We start from the raw sequence: 18,452 nt of genomic DNA, 5'->3' as shown, positions 1-18,452 counted from the left end.
GCCCAACGAATTACTTGTTGAGGTTGTAGTCTTTTTCCGCAGCATCAAAACGCTCGACCATCGCGGTGGTCGGTGCGCCCATCTTGCTCACGAAATAGATCGCCAGGCTGGCGAAAATAAAGCCGGGGATGATTTCGTAGAGCCCCAGCAACTCGAAGTGCTTCCACACGATCACGGTGATTGCACCGACCAGGATGCCGGCCAGCGCGCCGTTGCGGGTCATGTGCTTCCAGATCACGGAAATCAGCACCACAGGGCCGAACGCAGCACCGAAACCGGCCCAGGCGTAGCTCACCAGCCCGAGTACGCGGTTTTCCGGATTGGCGGCCATGGCGATGGCGATCAACGCTACCACCAGCACCATGATGCGGCCCACCCACACCAGCTCAAGCTGGGAAGCACCCTTGCGCAGAAACGCCTTGTAGAAGTCTTCGGTCAGAGCGCTGGAACACACCAGCAGTTGGCAGCTCAGGGTGCTCATCACGGCCGCGAGGATCGCCGACAGCAACACACCGGCGACCCAGGGGTTGAACAGGATCTTGGCCAGTTCAATGAACACACGCTCAGGGTTTTCGGTTACGGGACCGGCCACTTCCGGGTGCGCCGAGAAATAGGCAATCCCGAAGAAGCCCACCGCCACGGTGCCGCCCAGGCAGAGGATCATCCAGGTCATGGAGATGCGGCGCGCCTTGGCGATCGACTTCACCGAATCCGCCGCCATGAAACGCGCCAGGATATGCGGCTGGCCGAAGTAACCCAGGCCCCAGCCCATCAGCGAGATGATGCCGATGAAGGTGGTGTTTTTGAGCATGTCGAAGTGGGTCGGGTCCTTGGCTTCAATCGCCAGGAACGTGGTGTCGACACCGCCGGTGGCCAGCAGCACGATGATCGGCGTGAGGATCAACGCGAAGATCATCAGCGTGGCCTGCACGGTATCGGTCCAACTCACGGCCAGGAAACCACCGATGAAGGTGTAGGCAATCGTCGCCGCAGCACCAGCCCACAAGGCTGTCTCGTAGGACATGCCGAAGGTGCTTTCGAACAGGCGGGCACCGGCCACGATGCCGGAAGCGCAGTAAATGGTGAAGAACACCAGGATCACCACTGCAGAGATGATGCGCAGCAGACCGCTGTTGTCCTCGAAGCGGCTGGAGAAGTAGTCCGGCAGGGTCAGCGCGTCGCCGTTGTGCTCGGTCTGAACCCGCAGGCGACCGGCCACGAACAGCCAGTTGAGGTAGGCCCCGACGATCAGGCCGATGGCGATCCAGCTTTCCGACAGGCCGGACATGTAGATCGCGCCCGGCAGGCCCATCAGCAACCAGCCGCTCATATCGGAAGCACCGGCCGACAACGCAGTTACCACGCTACCGAGGCTGCGACCGCCAAGAATGTAATCGGAAAGGTTGTTGGTGGAGCGATAGGCCATCAGGCCGATCAGCACCATTGCTGCGATGTAGATCACGAACGTGATCAGGGTTGGATTGCTAACGCTCATAAGAGTGACGCCCTGGCATTGTTTTTATGTAGCGACGGTCTCGCACGCTACCCACCGTGTAGCGGGTAGACGAATCTGCGTGCCGCGCATTTATGACTGGCGTTTCCCCAGGAAAGCCGCCAGCCGATGAACCGAACCTCGAAAGTGGTTGCACCTTGGCGCGAATGCTATTCAACAAAGCAAATAAGGTGCAACCAGTTTCTTGAGAATAAGTTGCACCTTTGGGACTTTCAGTCAAAAAGCCGGTTTCTTGCTCCTTTTCGGAGCAAGCCATGCACGCGTCGGAAGCAAAATGCACCAGCAAGAAACACGCCCAGCCATGCGCTGAATGTTTCGGATGAAACGTCGAATGTTTCATGCATAAAAAGGGTTGCACCCGGTTGCACCTTCGACTGTGCTAACGCTAATCTTGCCGCCAGCAGATGCCACTCGGTTAGTGGCACCCATGAGGATAAAAAAATGGCTACGACCACCCTTGGGGTCAAACTCGACGACCCGACCCGCGAACGCCTCAAGGCCGCCGCGACCTCCATTGATCGCACGCCGCACTGGCTGATCAAGCAGGCGATTTTCAATTACCTGGAGAAACTGGAGGGTGGTGCAACCCTGACCGAACTCAACGGTTTGAGCGGCAAGGAATCCGATGAAGCGGGCGAGGTCCAGGCCGACCACGCACACCAATGCTTCCTTGAGTTCGCCGAAAGCATCCTGCCCCAGTCCGTGCTGCGCGCCTCCATCACCGCCGCGTACCGTCGCCCGGAGCCGGAAGTGGTGCCGATGCTGATCGAACAGGCACGCCTGCCGGCGTCGATGGCCGAAGCCACCAACAAGCTGGCCGCCTCGATTGCCGAGAAGCTGCGCAATCAGAAAAGCGCTGGCGGCCGTGCAGGGATTGTTCAGGGCTTGCTGCAGGAGTTTTCCCTGTCGTCTCAGGAAGGCGTGGCGCTGATGTGCCTGGCCGAAGCGCTGCTGCGCATCCCGGACAAGGGCACCCGCGACGCGCTGATCCGCGACAAGATCAGCACCGGCAACTGGCACCCGCACCTGGGCAACAGCCCGTCGCTGTTCGTCAACGCCGCCACCTGGGGCCTGCTGCTAACCGGCAAGCTGGTCGCCACCCATAACGAAGCGGGTTTGACCTCTTCCCTGAGCCGCATCATCGGCAAGAGCGGCGAGCCGATGATCCGCAAGGGCGTCGACATGGCCATGCGCCTGATGGGCGAACAGTTCGTCACCGGCGAAACCATCGCCGAAGCCCTGGCCAATGCCAGCAAGTTCGAAGCCAAGGGCTTCCGCTATTCCTACGACATGCTCGGTGAAGCCGCGCTCACCGAACACGACGCACAGAAATACCTCGCGTCGTACGAACAAGCCATTCACTCCATCGGCAAGGCGTCCCACGGCCGTGGGATTTATGAAGGCCCGGGCATCTCCATCAAGCTGTCGGCCCTGCACCCACGCTACAGCCGTGCACAGTACGAGCGCGTGATGGACGAGTTGTACCCGCGCCTGCTCTCGCTGACTCTGCTGGCCAAGCAGTACGACATCGGCCTGAACATCGATGCCGAAGAAGCGGACCGCCTGGAGCTGTCCCTGGACCTGCTCGAACGCCTGTGCTTCGAGCCGCAGCTGACCGGCTGGAACGGCATCGGCTTTGTGATCCAGGCCTACCAGAAGCGTTGCCCGTACGTGATCGATTATGTGATCGACCTGGCGCGCCGCAGCCGCCATCGCCTGATGATCCGCCTGGTCAAAGGCGCGTACTGGGACAGCGAGATCAAGCGCGCCCAGGTCGAAGGCCTGGAAGGCTACCCGGTGTATACCCGCAAGGTGTACACCGATGTGTCCTACGTTGCCTGCGCGCGCAAACTGTTGTCGGTGCCGGAAGCCATCTACCCGCAGTTCGCCACGCACAACGCCCACACTCTGTCGGCCATCTACCATATCGCCGGTCAGAACTATTACCCCGGCCAGTACGAGTTCCAGTGCCTGCACGGCATGGGCGAACCGTTGTACGAGCAGGTGGTGGGCAAGGTCTCCGAGGGCAAGCTGAACCGTCCGTGCCGCGTGTACGCCCCGGTCGGCACCCATGAAACATTGCTGGCCTACCTGGTGCGCCGCCTGCTGGAAAACGGCGCCAACACCTCGTTCGTCAACCGCATTGCCGACCAGTCCATCTCCATTCAGGAGCTGGTGGCCGACCCGGTGGCCAGCATCGAGCACATGGCCACGCTGGAAGGCGGCTTCGGCCTGCCGCACCCGCGCATTCCGTTGCCGCGCGACCTGTACGGCAGCGACCGCGCCAACTCGGCCGGCATCGATCTGGCCAACGAACATCGGTTGGCGTCGCTGTCCTGCGCCCTGCTTGCCACGGCCCACAATGACTGGAAAGCCGCGCCGATGCTCGGTTGCGCTTCCAGCGATCAGGCGGCGGCGGCGGTGCTCAACCCGTCCGATCTGCGTGACATCGTTGGCCATGTGCAAGAAGCCACCGTCGAAGACGTCGACAATGCGATCCAGTGCGCAATCAGCGCCGGACCGATCTGGCAGGCCACCCCGCCGGCCGAACGTGCCGCCATCCTGGAGCGCGCCGCCGACCTGATGGAAGGCGAAATCCAGCCGCTGATGGGCCTGCTGGCCCGCGAAGCCGGCAAGACCTTCGCCAATGCCATCGCCGAAGTGCGCGAAGCCGTGGACTTCCTGCGTTATTACGCGGTGCAGGCGCGCAACGATTTCACCAACGACGCCCACCGTCCGCTGGGCCCGGTGGTGTGCATCAGCCCGTGGAACTTCCCGCTGGCGATCTTCAGCGGTCAAGTCGCTGCAGCATTGGCCGCCGGCAACCCGGTATTGGCCAAGCCGGCTGAGCAGACGCCGCTGGTCGCCGCCCAAGCGGTACGCATCCTGCTCGAAGCCGGCATTCCAGAAGGCGTGCTGCAACTGCTGCCGGGCCAGGGCGAAAGCGTCGGAGCCCGCCTGGTGGGCGATGAGCGCGTCAAAGGCGTGATGTTCACCGGCTCCACTGAAGTGGCGCGCCTGCTGCAACGCAATGTCGCCGGTCGCCTCGATGCCCAGGGCCGCCCGATCCCGCTGATCGCCGAGACCGGCGGCCAGAACGCGATGATCGTCGACTCGTCGGCGCTCACCGAACAAGTGGTGATCGACGTGGTGTCCTCGGCTTTCGACAGCGCCGGCCAGCGTTGCTCGGCCCTGCGCGTATTGTGCTTGCAGGAAGATTCGGCAGACCGTGTCATCGAAATGCTCAAGGGCGCCATGGCTGAATGCCGCCTGGGCAACCCGGAACGCCTGTCGGTGGACATCGGCCCGGTGATCGACGCCGACGCCAAGGCCGGCATCGAGAAACACATCCAGGCCATGCGCGACAAAGGCCGCAACGTCTATCAGGTGGCGATTGCCGACGGCGAAGAGATCAAGCGCGGCACCTTCGTGATGCCTACCCTGATCGAGCTCGAAAGCTTCGACGAACTGCAACGGGAGATCTTCGGTCCGGTGCTGCACGTGGTGCGCTACAAGCGCAAAGAGATCGACCAGTTGATCAGCCAGATCAACGCGTCCGGCTACGGCCTGACCCTGGGTGTGCACACCCGCATCGACGAGACCATCGCCAAGGTGATCGACAACGTCAATGCCGGTAACGTCTACGTCAACCGCAATATCGTGGGTGCCGTGGTTGGCGTGCAGCCGTTCGGCGGCGAAGGCCTGTCGGGCACCGGTCCGAAAGCCGGTGGTCCGTTGTACCTTTACCGCTTGCTGTCGACCCGTCCTACGGATGCCATCGAGCAGTCCTTCGTACGTGGCGACAACCTGGCCGCACCGGACGTACGCCTGCGCGATGCCATGAGCCAGCCATTGAACGCCCTGAAAACCTGGGCCGACAGCAACACGTTCAGTGAACTGAGCACTTTGTGCACCCAGTTCGCCGCGCAGTCGCAAAGCGGCATCACCCGCTCACTGGCCGGCCCGACCGGCGAGCGCAACAGCTACGCCATCCTGCCCCGTGAGCATGTGTTGTGCCTGGCGCAAATAGAGGGCGACCTGTTGACGCAACTGGCGGCGGTACTGGCGGTGGGCGGCTCGGCGGTATGGCCGGAAACCGACCTGACCAAGGCCTTGTTCCCACGCTTGCCGAAGGACATTCAGGCGAAGATCAAGCGCGTGGCCGACTGGACCAGGGACGAGGTGGTGTTCGACGCAGTTCTGCACCATGGCGACTCCGACCAACTGCGAGCGGTGTGCCAGCAAGTGGCGCAGCGTGGCGGGGCGATTGTCGGGGTGCATGGTTTGTCACAGGGCGAAACGTCGATTGCCCTGGAACGCCTGGTCATCGAGCGCGCGTTGAGCGTGAACACCGCCGCGGCAGGCGGTAACGCCAGCCTGATGACCATCGGCTAACTGACGAAACGCTGTAAAAATATGGGAGGGGGCTTGCTCCCGATGGCGGCGTGTCAGTCACCCTTGTGAGACTGACACGCCGCCATCGGGAGCAAGCCCCCTCCCACATTGGGTCTGCGTTCTGCCCTTCCATCACGCAAATCAATCTTGCTATCCAGCCTCTATTGGCGCACTTAGACTCAGGCCATTCCCTTAGAAGGTAAGCCGCCATGTCCGAGACGCTGCTCAGTTCCCGCAATCTGGCTTTTGAGCTGTATGAAGTCCTCGATGCCGAGGGCCTGACCCAGCGCGAGCGGTTTGCCGAGCACAACCGCGAAACCTTCGATGCGGCCATCAGCACCGCGCGCTCCATTGCCGAAAAATATTTCGCGCCACATAACCGCAAAAACGACGAAAACGAACCGCGCTACGAAGACGGCAAGGCCATCCTGATTCCGGAAGTCAAACCGGCCGTGGACGCGTTTCTCGAAGCGGGCTTTCTCAATGCCGCACGCAGTTTCGAAGCGGGCGGCATGCAACTGCCCACCCTGCTGTCGCAAGCCTGTTTCGCGCACTTCCAGTCGGCTAACGCGGCGTCCACGTCTTACCCGTTCCTGACCATGGGCGCCGCCAACCTGATCGAGAGTTTCGGCACCGAGGAGCAGAAACAGCGCTTCCTGCAACCGATGATCGACGGGCGCTTCTTCGGCACCATGGCCCTCACTGAACCCCATGCCGGTTCGTCCCTGTCGGATATTCGTACGCGTGCCGAGCCTGCGGCTGACGGCAGCTACCGCCTCAAGGGCAACAAGATCTTTATCTCCGGCGGCGACCACCCGCTGTCGGAAAACATCGTACACATGGTGCTGGCCAAGCTGCCGGATGCGCCGGCCGGGGTGAAGGGCATTTCGCTGTTTATCGTGCCCAAATTCCTGGTCAACGACGACGGCAGCCTGGGCGAGCGCAACGATGTGCTGCTGGCCGGGCTGTTTCACAAGATGGGTTGGCGTGGCACCACTTCAACCGCGCTCAACTTCGGCGATAACGGTAACTGCGTCGGCTATCTGGTGGGCAAACCGCACCAGGGCCTGAGCTGCATGTTCCAGATGATGAACGAAGCGCGGATTGGCGTGGGCATGGGCGCCGTAATGCTCGGTTACGCCGGTTACCTGTATTCGCTGGAATATGCTCGCGAACGCCCGCAGGGCCGGCTGCCTGACAGCAAAGACCCCGCAACGGCGCCGGTCGCGATCATCCAGCACGCTGACATCAAGCGCATGCTGCTGACGCAAAAAGCCTACGTCGAAGGCGCCTTCGACCTCGGCCTCTATGCCGCGCGGCTGTTTGATGACACCACGACCCTGCACACCGAAGCCGAGCGCAAGAGCGCCCACGAACTGCTGGACCTGCTCACCCCCATCGTCAAATCCTGGCCTTCGGAGTTCTGTCTCAAGGCCAACGAACTGGCGATCCAGATCCTTGGCGGCCATGGCTACACCCGCGAATACCCGGTGGAGCAGTATTACCGCGACAACCGTTTGAACCCGATTCACGAGGGCACCCACGGCATTCAGTCGCTGGACTTGCTGGGGCGCAAGCTGGCGCAGAATGGCGGTGCTGGCCTCAAGCAGCTGATTCGATTGATCGCCGAGACCGGCGCACGAGCCCAGCAATACGCGTCACTGACCGCGCTGCGTGAACCACTGGAACAGTTGGTCAACCGCCTGCAAACCGTAACGATTGGTCTGCTTACCGATCTCGCCCAGGGCAAGGTCAACAACAGCCTGGCGAACTCGGCGCTGTACCTGAAAGTGTTCGGGCACACGGTGATCGGCTGGCGCTGGCTGGAACAGGCGATTCGCGCCGAGGAAGGGCTGGCCAAAGGCAATGCCGCGGACGCGGCCTTCTATAAAGGCAAGCTCCAGGCCGCCCGGTACTTCCTGACCTGGGAAGTACCGGGTTGCCATCACGAACTGGACATTCTGGAGGCGCGCGACGACACGTGCCTGGGGATGCAGGATGAGTGGTTCTAGGACTGGATCGCCTTGGAAATCACTTCGACCGTGGCGCTGACTTGCTCTTGGTAACGGTCGAGTTCCTGCTGGTGGCGCTGCTGCATTTCGATCTGCTCGGCGCACAGATTGAGCGCGGCCAGTACCAGTAACTTGTCACCGATCAGGGTCGGGTACTTTTTCTTGGTGGTGGCCAGGGATGCCTTGAGCATCGTCACGGCGTGCAACAGGGTCTGATCTTCCCCGGCCGGCGCCTTGATCGAGTAATCCTCACCGAGAATCGAAACGACCTTTATCCCATCACTCATGCGCTGACAGGCCCTGCGCTCACGCGCTCAACCAAGGCCTGGATACGCGCGGCGGTGGCGCCGTGTTTTTCTTCCTGCTCCATCAGGTTCAGTTGCAGGCTGTCGTTTTCATCCCTGGCACTGGCCAGTTCGGCCTTGAGGGATTCGTTGCTGCTCAGCAGATCTTGATTGTGTTGTACCAGGTCGCTGACCAGTTGTTCCAGTTGGCTGAGGGATGCTTCTAACATTTTGATTTCTCGAGCTTTTTAAAAGGGCGGTGACGATAAAGAAAATTCACCTCGGATGCCAGGGGTTATCCCCGGCGCGCGGCCCGATATTCAGGGGCCCGGACGCGCGTTCGAGCCTTAGTGACTGCAATTACCCCATCTGGTTCCTGAATCGGTCAAACCCCTGACCGGCTGCGACAAAAGCGCACGCCCACTTCAGACTTCGGCCACCGCGCCGATAGCGCAGGCATACCCCGTCTCATGGCCGCATGGATCGCGCTTCACCCCAGGATTCCAGCATGTCTCTTCGTAATATGAATATCGCGCCGCGCGCGTTTTTGGGCTTTGCGCTGATTGGTGCACTCATGTTGTTTCTCGGCGTGTTCGCCCTGAACCAGATGAGCAAGATTCGCGCGGCCACCGAAGACATCACCCTGGCCAGCGTGCCCAGCATTCGCGCCCTTGATGACTTCACCCAACTGACCCTGCGCCTGCGGGTGCTGTCGTACCGCCTGCTGACCAACCGCGAGCCGGAGGTGCAGCAAAAAACCCTGGAAGCCTTCGACCTGCGCAATCAGCAGATCCGCTCGGCCCAGGGCGTCTATGAAAAGCTGATCGAAGGCCAGGAAGAACGCGCTGCCTACGACGATTACGTGCGCTTGCTCGGCCAGTACCACCAGATCGAAGCGCGCATGAAGAGCCTGTCCCAGGCCAACCAGATCGACGAACTGCGCGTATTGCTCAACACCGAGCTGCTGAGCAACTCCGAGCAGGTCAATGCGGTATTGGCGCGTCTGCTCGACCTCAATAACAAGATGGCACTGGCCACCAATCAGGAGGCTACGGATCAGTACAGCTCGGCCTTCAATCTGGTGGTGGGCCTGCTGCTGATCACCACCCTGATGACGGTGCTGTTCGCCTGGCTGCTGACCCGCAGCATCACCGCGCCGATCTCCCAGGCGCTGGAGGCCGCTGAAGAAATCGCCGAAGGCAACCTTACACGTCCAATCAAGGTTGACGGCAACGACGAAGCCGGTCGCCTGCTGGCGGCCATGGCCAAGATGCAGGAAAAACTGCGCGACACGCTGCAACGTATTTCCGGCTCCGCCACCCAACTTGCGTCAGCCGCCGAAGAGCTGAACGTGGTGACCGACGAAAGCGCCCGTGGCCTGACCCGGCAGAACAACGAAATCGAACAGGCCGCCACGGCCGTCAACGAGATGACCAGCGCCGTGGAAGAAGTCGCGCGCAATGCCGTCAGCACCTCCGAAGCGTCACGCAACGCCACCACCTCCGCCGGTGACGGCCGCGACCTGGTGCAGGAAACCGTCAGCGCCATCGAGCGCATGAGCGGTGATGTGCAAGCCACCGCCACCCTGATCGGTGAACTGGCCAATGAGTCCCGCGATATTGGCAAGGTACTCGACGTGATCCGCGGCCTCGCCGACCAGACCAACCTGTTGGCCCTGAACGCGGCGATTGAAGCCGCGCGGGCCGGAGAAGCCGGGCGTGGCTTTGCCGTGGTGGCCGACGAAGTGCGGGCGCTGGCCCATCGTACCCAGCAATCGACCAGCGAGATCGAACGCATGATCGGCAGCATTCAGTCCGGCACCGAACACGCGGTGGATTCGATGCGCAACAGCACCGAACGCGCCGAATCGACATTAAGCATCGCCAAAGGGGCGGGGCTGTCGCTCGACACCATCAACACGGCGATTGTGGAGATCAACGAGCGCAACCTGGTGATCGCCAGCGCCGCTGAAGAACAGGCGCAGGTGGCGCGGGAAGTGGACCGCAACCTGGTGAATATCCGTGACCTGTCGGTGCAATCGGCGACCGGCGCCAGCCAGACCAGCGCGGCCAGCAGCGAGTTGTCGCGCCTGGCGGTGGATCTGAACGGGATGGTCGGCCGCTTCCGCCTCTGACGGGCTGCACCGGTTCAAAAATGTGGGGCCCGCAAGGTCTTCGAACGGTAGGGAGCGGGCTTGCCCGCGAAAGCGGTGGATCAGCAACGTCAATGGTTGCTGGGCAGACGCCTTCGCGGGCAAGCCCGCTCCCACAAGGATCTGCGCTTGACTGACTGGCATTAGGGCTTGCCACAGGAATATTGGTTTCCTGAAATAGTTAGTCGGTACATTTGATACCGACACACGGCCATCGGGAGCAAGCCCACTCCCCCATTTGCTCTGCGCGAATCAGAAGAAGCTTTTTGACAGCGCAGCAATTCAACAGGTTAGAATCCCTGGCACGCAGACTGCATGGTCAGTTTGCGCCCTGTCCTATTTGCTCACGGAGTAACTGCCTTTGAATGCGACAACCATCAACAGCCTGTTCTTGATCGGCGCGTTGCTGGTGAGTGCGAGCATTCTGGTGAGTTCTCTTTCGTCCCGCCTGGGCATCCCGATTCTGGTGATCATCCTGGCCGTGGGCATGGTCGCCGGCGTCGACGGCGGCGGCATCATCTTCGATAACTACCCGACCGCCTACCTGGTGGGCAACCTCGCCCTTGCCGTGATCCTGCTCGACGGCGGCCTGCGCACGCGGGTGGCGAGTTTTCGCGTGGCGCTGTGGCCGGCCTTGTCGCTGGCCACGGTGGGGGTGCTGATCACTACTGGCCTCACTGGCATGGCGGCGGCCTGGCTGTTCGACCTCAATATCATTCAAGGCCTGCTGATCGGCGCGATTGTCGGCTCCACCGACGCCGCAGCCGTGTTTTCGCTGCTGGGCGGCAAGGGCCTGAACGAGCGGGTCACCGCCAGCCTGGAAATCGAATCCGGCAGTAACGACCCGATGGCGGTGTTTCTCACGGTCACCCTGATCGACATGCTCGCCAGCGGCCAGACCGGCCTGCACTGGAGCCTGCTGACGCACCTGGTGCGCGAGTTCGGCATCGGCGGCATCATCGGCCTGGGCGGCGGCTGGCTGATGCTGCAGATGGTCAACCGCATCAACCTGGCGGCGGGCCTGTACCCGATCCTGGTGATCGCCGGCGGCCTGTTCGTGTTCGCCCTGACCAACGCCCTGCACGGCAGTGGCTTCCTCGCCGTTTACCTGTGCGGCCTGGTGATCGGCAACCGACCGGTGCGCAGCCGTCATGGCATTTTGCATATGCTCGACGGCATGGCCTGGCTGGCACAGATCGGCATGTTCCTGGTACTGGGCCTGTTGGTCACACCCCATGATTTGCTGCCTATCGCGTTGCCCGCGCTGGGGCTGGCGCTGTGGATGATCCTGTTTGCGCGGCCGCTGTCGGTGATGGTCGGCCTGCTGCCGTTCAAGGCCTTCCATGGCCGCGAAAAAGCCTTTATCGCCTGGGTCGGCCTGCGCGGCGCGGTGCCGATCATCCTCGCGGTGTTTCCGCTGATGGCTGGCCTGCCCCATGCGCAGCTGTATTTCAACCTGGCATTCTTTATCGTGCTGGTCTCGCTGCTGGTGCAGGGCACGAGCCTGCCGTGGGTGGCCAAGCTGCTCAAAGTCACGGTTCCACCAGACCCCGCGCCCATCTCCCGCGCCGCCCTGGAAGTACACGTCACCAGCGAGTGGGAGCTCTTCGTCTACCGCCTGGGCGCGGAAAAATGGTGCATCGGCGCGGCCCTGCGTGAGCTGAAAATGCCCGAGGGCACACGGATTGCCGCGCTGTTCCGTGGCCAGCAACTGCTCCATCCGTCGGGTAGTACGGTGCTGGAAGTGGGCGATCTGCTCTGCGTGATCGGCCACGAACACAACCTGCCGGCCCTCGGCAAACTGTTCAGCCAGGCGCCGCAACGCGGCCTCGACCTGCGCTTCTTCGGCGACTTCGTTCTTGAAGGCGACGCCCAGCTGGGCGCGGTCTCGGCGCTGTACGGGCTCAAGCTCGACGGCATCGACCCGGACATGCCGCTCAGCCGCTTCATTACGCAGAAAGTCGGCGGCGCGCCAGTGGTGGGCGACCAGGTGGAGTGGAACAACACCTTGTGGACGGTCGCGGTCATGGACGGGAACAGAATCGGAAAAGTCGGCGTCAAATTCCCCGAAGGAAGTCGCCCGGGTCCCGGACTCTTCCTCTAAACTGCGGGGCCACGACGCCCCCGATTCTCCACCTAGCACGACCGGTCTCTATGCCAACCCTGCGCACTTTTCTCGCTTCCGCCCTGCTGGGCCTGACCCTTTGTGTCGGCACCGTCAACGCTGCCGAACCGCCCAGCGCCGATGCCATCCAGCAAACCCTGGACAAGCTGCCCGACCGCAAGCTGCCCGACGCCGACATGAAGGCGTTGCAGGGCATCCTGCAACAGACCCTGACCTACCTGGGCAATCGGCAGGATTACGAGCAACGCCTCGCCGACCTCAAGCGCCAGCTGGCCGAAGCGCCGCGCGAGACGATCGACAATCAGCGCGAACTGGCGCGCCTCAAGGCCACCAAACCGATCCCCGTGGCCCAACGCTACGCCAACCAGCCCGTGTCGCAGCTCGAACAGTTGCTGGTGCAACGCACCACGCAACAAGGTGATCTGCAAAAGGCGCTGGCCGATGCCAACAGCCTGACCATCGCCGCCCAGACCCGCCCGGAACGCGCCCAGACCGAAATCAGCAGCAGCCAGACGCGCATTCTGCAGATCAATTCGATCCTCAAGACCGGCAAGGATAATGGCAAGGCGATCAACGCCGACCAGCGCAACCAACTGAACGCCGAACTCGCCGCCCTGAATGCGCTGATCCCGCTGCGCCGCCAGGAACTGGCCGGCAACAGCCAGTTGCAGGACCTGGGCAACAGTCAGCACGACCTGATCCAGGAAAAAACCGCACGCCTGGAACAGGAAATCCAGGACCTGCAAACCCTGATCAACCAGAAACGCCTGGCCCAGTCGCAACAGACGGTGACCCAACAGTCCATCGAAGCGCAGAAAGCCGGTGGCAGCAGCATCCTCGCGACCGAAAGTGCCGAGAACCTCAAGCTCTCCGACTACCTGCTCAAAAGTACCGACCGCCTCAACGACCTGACCCAGAAAAACCTGCAGACCAAGCAGCAACTGGACACCGTCACCCAAAGCGATTCGGCGCTGGACGAGCAGATCAACGTGCTCAAGGGCAGCCTGCTGCTCTCCAAGATTCTCTATAAACAGAAACAGGCCCTGCCCCACCTTACCGTGGACCGTGACCTGGCCGACGATATCGCCAACATTCGCCTGTACCAGTTCGAGGTCAACCAGCAGCGCGAGTTGATCAGTTCACCCAGTGCCTATGTGGATAACCTGCTGGCCAACCAGCCGCCGGACGATGTCACCCCGCAACTGCGGCGCACCCTGCTGGAACTGGCGGTCACCCGCAGCGACCTGCTCGAACGCCTGAGCCGCGAGCTGAGCGCACTGCTCAACGAATCCATCACCCTGCAACTGAACCAGAAACAACTGCTGAGCACCGCCACCACCCTGCGCGCCACGCTCGATGAGCAGATGTTCTGGATCCCCAGCAACAAGCCGCTGGACGCCGAGTGGCTGGAAACCGTGCCGGCGCACCTGAGCAAGCAGGTCACCACGCTGCCGTGGGCTTCCAGCGTCAGCGAACTGTATGACGGCCTGACTCAACGCCCGCTGCTGTTTCTGCCCTTGCTGCTGTTGATCGGCGCACTGCTGTGGCGGCGCAAGGCGCTGTACCACCGTTTGAACCGGGTCCACCTGGACATCGGCCACTTCAAGCGCGACAGCCAATGGCACACGCCGCAGGCCCTTCTGATCAATATCCTGCTGGCAATGCCGGTGTCCCTGGGCCTGGCGCTGTGTGGGTATGCGCTGCAGATCGACGCCCGTGGGCAAAACGCCAACCTGGGCTCGGCTCTGCTGCAGCTCGCCCAGGCGTGGCTGGTGTTCTATACCGCCTATCGCATCCTCGCCCCGGGCGGTGTGGCCGAACTGCACTTTCGCTGGGAGAAACCCCAGGTCCAATTCCTGCAGGGCTGGGTACGCAAGCTCGGGCTGGTGGTGCTGGCCCTGGTGGCCGTGGTGGCGATTGCCGAACACCAACCGGCGGCGCTGGCAGACGACGTGCTGGGCATCGCCGTGGTACTCACCTGCTACGCCTTGATGGCCTGGCTGCTGAGCCGTCTGCTGCTCAACAGCCCGACCCACGAGAAAGCTTCACTGTTTCGCAAGGCTGCGGGCATTTTGTTCACCGCCCTGCCCGTCGCGCTGTTTGTCGCGGTGTGCTTCGGCTACTACTACACCGCGCTCAAACTCAGCGACCGTTTGATCAACACCCTGTACCTGCTGATGCTGTGGCTGGTGATCGAAGCCACGTTCGTGCGCTGGCTCAGCGTCGCCGCGCGGCGCCTGGCGTATGCGCGGGCCCTGGCCAAACGCCAGGCCGCCAAGGAAGCCGGTGAAGGCGAAGCGGTGGTTGAAGAGCCAACCCTGGACATCGAGAAGGTCAACGAACAGTCCCTGCGCCTGATCCGCCTGGCCCTGCTGGGTGGCTTTATCGCCGCGTTGTACTGGGTGTGGTCGGACCTGATTTCGGTATTTTCCTACCTCGACAACGTCACGCTCTACGAATACACCAGCGGCACCGGCGCCAATATCAGCATGGTGCCCATCAGCATTGGCGACCTGCTCGGCGCGCTGATCATCGTCGGCATCACCTTTGCCCTGGCGCGTAACCTGCCCGGCCTGCTCGAAGTGCTGGTGCTGTCCAAGCTGGAGCTGGCCCAGGGCAGCGCCTACGCCATTACCACCCTGCTGTCCTACGTGATTGCCGGTTTCGGTATCGTCTCCACCCTGGCCACCCTCGGCGTGAGCTGGGACAAGTTGCAGTGGCTGGTCGCGGCGCTGTCGCTGGGTATCGGCTTCGGGATGCAGGAAATCTTCGCCAACTTCATCTCCGGCATCATGATTCTGTTTGAGCGTCCGGTGCGCATTGGCGACACCATCACCATCGGCAACCTGTCGGGCACGGTGAGCAAGATCCGCATCCGCGCCACTACCATCACCGACTTCGACCGCAAGGACATCATCGTCCCGAACAAAACCTTCATCACCGGGCAACTGATCAACTGGTCGCTGACCGACACCATCACCCGTGTCACCTTGAAACTGGGTGTGGACTACGGCTCCGATCTGGATCTGGTGAGGGAATTGCTGCTCAAGGCCGCGCGGGAAAACCCACGGGTGTTGAAAGACCCGGAGCCCCACGTGTATTTCCTCAACTTCGGCGAAAGCACCCTCGACCACGAGCTGCGCATGCACGTGCGCGACCTGGGCGACCGCAACCCGGTGCTGGACGAGGTCAACCGCTACATCAACAGCGAATTCAAAAAGCAGCACATCAACATCTCGTTCCGCCAGATGGAGGTGTACCTGAAAAACATGCACGGCCAGGAATACAAACTGGTCCCGGTGGAAGACGAGCGCAAGACCCTCGCTGGCCCGGTTCCAGAGCCTGAAGTACCCGAGCCGCCTGCCGCCAACGTGGTGGACGCACCGGAACCGCCGCCCAGCAAACTCGACTAAATCGCCCTTCCCCAGCAGAATGCTCGGACATTCTGCTGGAGATGGCCGGTGAAAGCCCTCGACGAACTGACCTTCGACAACCGCTTCGCACGCCTGGGCGATGCGTTCTCAACCCACGTGCTGCCAGAGCCCCTCGACGAACCACGCCTCGTGGTGGCGAGCGATGCCGCCCTGGCATTGCTCGACCTTGACCCGGCCGTGGCGCAAACCCCGGTGTTTGCCGAACTGTTCAGCGGCCATAAGCTGTGGGAAGAAGCAGAACCCCGGGCGATGGTCTATTCCGGGCATCAGTTCGGCGGCTACAGCCCGCAATTGGGTGATGGTCGCGGGCTGCTGCTGGGCGAGGTGTATAACGCGGCCGGCGAGCACTGGGACCTGCACTTGAAGGGCGCCGGCATGACGCCTTACTCGCGCATGGGCGATGGTCGCGCCGTGCTGCGCTCCTCGATTCGCGAGTTCCTCGCCTCCGAAGCCCTGCATGCCCTGGGCATCCCCAGCAGCCGCGCATTGTGCGTGATCGGCTCCAGCACGCCGGTGTGGCGCGAGAAACAGGAACGCGGCGCGATGGTGTTACGCCTGGCGCCCAGCCATATCCGCTTCGGGCATTTCGAGTATTTTTACTACACCAAAAAAACCGAGCAGCAGGCCCAACTGGCCGAACACGTACTCAACCTGCACTACCCCGAATGCCGCGAGCAGCCCGAGCCGTACCTGGCCATGTTCCGCGAAATCGTCGAACGCAACGCCGAGATGATCGCCAAGTGGCAGGCATACGGCTTCTGCCATGGCGTGATGAACACCGACAACATGTCGATCCTCGGCATTACCTTCGACTTTGGCCCGTTCGCGTTTCTCGACGATTTTGATGCGCACTTCATCTGCAACCACTCCGATCACGAAGGGCGCTACTCCTTCAGCAATCAGGTGCCCATCGGCCAATGGAACCTCAGCGCGCTGGCCCAGGCGCTCACGCCGTTTATCAGCGTGGATGCCTTGAAAGAGGCCTTGGGCCTGTACCTGCCGCTGTACCAGGCCCACTACCTGGACCTGATGCGCCGCAGACTGGGGCTGACCACCGCCGAAGAAGAGGACCAGAAACTGGTGGAGCGGCTGCTCGCGCTGATGCAGAACAGTGGCGTCGACTACACGTTGTTCTTCCGCCGTCTGGGGGATGAGTCGGCGACACTGGCCGTGGCGCGCTTGCGCGATGATTTTGTCGACATGGCCGGCTTTGATGCCTGGGCCGACCTGTACAAGGCCCGCGTTGCGCGGGATGGCGAATACAGCGAAGAACAGCGCCGTGTACGGATGCACGCGGTCAACCCGCTGTACATCCTGCGCAACTACCTCGCACAAAACGCCATCGCCGCCGCCGAGGCGGGGGATTACAGCGAGGTAAGACGGTTGCATGAGGTGCTGACCAAACCGTTCGAAGAACAGGCGGGGATGGAGCAGTACGCACAGCGCCCGCCGGATTGGGGCAAGCATTTGGAGATTAGTTGTTCGTCGTAAGGAGACGGATCGTGAGGTTTTCCGACATACCAGCAGCACTGTTATGCAGCACCCATTTACAGCTTGCCGCGCCGACAATAGACAAAGCAGCACAGATGCACCGGCTGATCCAGGATTTCACCCAACCCCACACCGACTTTTTGGTGTGGGCAAAAGGCCGCAACAGCCTGGAAGATGCCCGCGCCAACCTGCAAACGGCTGTGGATAACTTCAACGCCGATCAGAACGAATACAAGTTCCTGATTATCGAAAACAGCTCCGATGCGCTGGTCGGCTGCATCAGCCTGTTTATCCGCGACCTGCGCATCCCTCACCTGGAAATCGGCTACTGGATCGGCACCGACAGCATGGGCAAAGGCTACGCCAGCGAAGCCTGCGCCCTGGTGCGCGACCTTGCCGTCGAGCTCTTCAACGCCAAACGAATCGACCTCACCACCGCCCGCCGCAACACCCGCAGCATCAAGGTGGCAGAGCGGTGCGGGTTCGAATGCGAGGCGGTGCTGTCCAATGCGCGGGTCGATACGGCAGGGGTGGTGGACGACACCTGTGTGTATGTATTCAAAGGCGCATCTAGATAAAAGTTTCCACCGACACGCCAAAACGTTCCGCCAGCCAGCGGATCTGCCGCAGGTTGAGCTGGCGTTTGCCGTCGACGATTTCAGCGACGACGGCCTGGGTGCCAATGCCCGAAAGATCGCTGGGTCTCAGGCCATGCTCTCGCATCATCGAGCGCAACACGTCGACCCCGCTGGCGACGGGCATTGGGCGATGCTCATGATCGTAGCCTTCGATCCAGTCAGCCATGATATCCAGCAGCCCTTTCAGCGGGTGAGCTTCGCTTTCGCCCACAATATCGAGTAAATCATCGAGCGCTTTCACCAAGCCGTCATAGTCGCGTTCGTTTTGGGGCTTGGTCAGCAGCGATGAAACAAAGGGCCAGTGTTCAATCGCGAGTTTTAGATCGTCGTTCATGGGTTGTCACTTCTTGTAGAGGCTTGATAAACCGACCGTCCGGCTCCAGATTGAACGCATTGGCCAAATCCGAG

General features: G+C 61.8%; 11 protein-coding genes and 1 pseudogene. 8 read left to right on the top strand and 4 right to left on the bottom strand.

All coding sequences use genetic code 11. The features are described from left to right. Positions 1 to 10 precede the first annotated feature (10 nt). The gene (gene putP, locus H045_RS23150) at positions 11 to 1,495 is read right to left on the bottom strand and encodes a sodium/proline symporter PutP (RefSeq protein WP_015373598.1); all 1,485 of its coding nucleotides are present in this window, start codon (positions 1,493 to 1,495) and stop codon (positions 11 to 13) included. 459 nt (positions 1,496 to 1,954) lie between these two features. Here putP and putA point away from each other — a divergent pair, with 459 nt between their 5' ends. Both putA and H045_RS23140 read left to right on the top strand, forming a co-directional pair. Then, positions 1,955 to 5,908 carry a trifunctional transcriptional regulator/proline dehydrogenase/L-glutamate gamma-semialdehyde dehydrogenase gene (gene putA / locus H045_RS23145; RefSeq protein WP_015373597.1) on the top strand — a complete coding sequence of 1,318 codons (3,954 nt, stop codon included), beginning with the start codon at positions 1,955 to 1,957 and terminating at the stop codon, positions 5,906 to 5,908. Positions 5,909 to 6,117: 209 nt separating this feature from the next. Then, positions 6,118 to 7,920, top strand: coding sequence for an acyl-CoA dehydrogenase (locus tag H045_RS23140; protein ID WP_015373596.1), 1,803 nt, complete (start codon positions 6,118 to 6,120; stop codon positions 7,918 to 7,920). On the opposite strand, the gene H045_RS23135 is transcribed toward H045_RS23140, so the two are convergent. After that, the gene (locus H045_RS23135; protein WP_003237243.1) at positions 7,917 to 8,207 is read right to left on the bottom strand and encodes a cell division protein ZapA; all 291 of its coding nucleotides are present in this window, start codon (positions 8,205 to 8,207) and stop codon (positions 7,917 to 7,919) included. The genes H045_RS23140 and H045_RS23135 overlap by 4 nt on opposite strands. Next, on the bottom strand, positions 8,204 to 8,434 hold the full coding sequence (locus tag H045_RS23130) for a hypothetical protein (RefSeq protein ID WP_003237245.1): 231 nt from the start codon (positions 8,432 to 8,434) through the stop codon (positions 8,204 to 8,206). The genes H045_RS23135 and H045_RS23130 overlap by 4 nt, the downstream gene beginning before the upstream one ends. Positions 8,435 to 8,682: 248 nt before the next feature. Here H045_RS23130 and H045_RS25965 point away from each other — a divergent pair. The 6 genes and pseudogenes from H045_RS25965 to H045_RS23105 form a co-directional block, all read left to right on the top strand. Then, a pseudogene (locus H045_RS25965) lies at positions 8,683 to 9,435 on the top strand (MCP four helix bundle domain-containing protein); the annotation flags it as partial. A gap of 30 nt (positions 9,436 to 9,465) precedes the next feature. Further along, positions 9,466 to 10,338, top strand: coding sequence for a methyl-accepting chemotaxis protein (locus tag H045_RS25960; RefSeq protein WP_414896186.1), 873 nt, complete (start codon positions 9,466 to 9,468; stop codon positions 10,336 to 10,338). A gap of 379 nt (positions 10,339 to 10,717) precedes the next feature. Then, positions 10,718 to 12,460 carry a potassium/proton antiporter gene (locus H045_RS23120; RefSeq protein WP_003237249.1) on the top strand — a complete coding sequence of 581 codons (1,743 nt, stop codon included), beginning with the start codon at positions 10,718 to 10,720 and terminating at the stop codon, positions 12,458 to 12,460. A 50-nt stretch (positions 12,461 to 12,510) separates the two neighbouring features. After that, positions 12,511 to 15,894, top strand: coding sequence for a mechanosensitive channel MscK (gene mscK, locus H045_RS23115; RefSeq protein ID WP_015373595.1), 3,384 nt, complete (start codon positions 12,511 to 12,513; stop codon positions 15,892 to 15,894). A 48-nt stretch (positions 15,895 to 15,942) separates the two neighbouring features. Beyond that, positions 15,943 to 17,406, top strand: coding sequence for a protein adenylyltransferase SelO (selO, locus tag H045_RS23110; protein WP_003237253.1), 1,464 nt, complete (start codon positions 15,943 to 15,945; stop codon positions 17,404 to 17,406). Positions 17,407 to 17,501: 95 nt separating this feature from the next. Beyond that, positions 17,502 to 17,984 (top strand): GNAT family N-acetyltransferase, encoded by a 483-nt coding sequence (locus tag H045_RS23105; RefSeq protein ID WP_003237255.1) that lies wholly within the window; start codon positions 17,502 to 17,504, stop codon positions 17,982 to 17,984. Here the strand turns inward: H045_RS23105 and H045_RS23100 are convergent. Further along, entirely contained in the window at positions 17,977 to 18,378 is a 402-nt protein-coding gene (locus H045_RS23100) for a helix-turn-helix domain-containing protein (protein WP_003237256.1), read from the bottom strand. The genes H045_RS23105 and H045_RS23100 overlap by 8 nt on opposite strands. Positions 18,379 to 18,452: the final 74 nt, after the last annotated feature.

Origin of the sequence: Pseudomonas poae RE*1-1-14, from assembly GCF_000336465.1 — a bacterium.
Classification (GTDB): domain Bacteria; phylum Pseudomonadota; class Gammaproteobacteria; order Pseudomonadales; family Pseudomonadaceae; genus Aquipseudomonas; species Aquipseudomonas poae.
The sequence above is the reverse complement of the archived record's forward strand: the minus strand, read 5'-3'. Positions and strand labels throughout refer to the sequence as shown.

Coding starts and splice junctions, on each gene's coding strand:
- putP (WP_015373598.1), bottom strand. CDS start 1,495: ATGAGCGTTAGCAATCCAACCCTGATCACGTTCGTGATCTACATCGCA.
- putA (WP_015373597.1), top strand. CDS start 1,955: ATGGCTACGACCACCCTTGGGGTCAAACTCGACGACCCGACCCGCGAA.
- H045_RS23140 (WP_015373596.1), top strand. CDS start 6,118: ATGTCCGAGACGCTGCTCAGTTCCCGCAATCTGGCTTTTGAGCTGTAT.
- H045_RS23135 (WP_003237243.1), bottom strand. CDS start 8,207: ATGAGTGATGGGATAAAGGTCGTTTCGATTCTCGGTGAGGATTACTCG.
- H045_RS23130 (WP_003237245.1), bottom strand. CDS start 8,434: ATGTTAGAAGCATCCCTCAGCCAACTGGAACAACTGGTCAGCGACCTG.
- H045_RS25960 (WP_414896186.1), top strand. CDS start 9,466: ATGGCCAAGATGCAGGAAAAACTGCGCGACACGCTGCAACGTATTTCC.
- mscK (WP_015373595.1), top strand. CDS start 12,511: ATGCCAACCCTGCGCACTTTTCTCGCTTCCGCCCTGCTGGGCCTGACC.
- H045_RS23105 (WP_003237255.1), top strand. CDS start 17,502: ATGCACCGGCTGATCCAGGATTTCACCCAACCCCACACCGACTTTTTG.
- H045_RS23100 (WP_003237256.1), bottom strand. CDS start 18,378: ATGAACGACGATCTAAAACTCGCGATTGAACACTGGCCCTTTGTTTCA.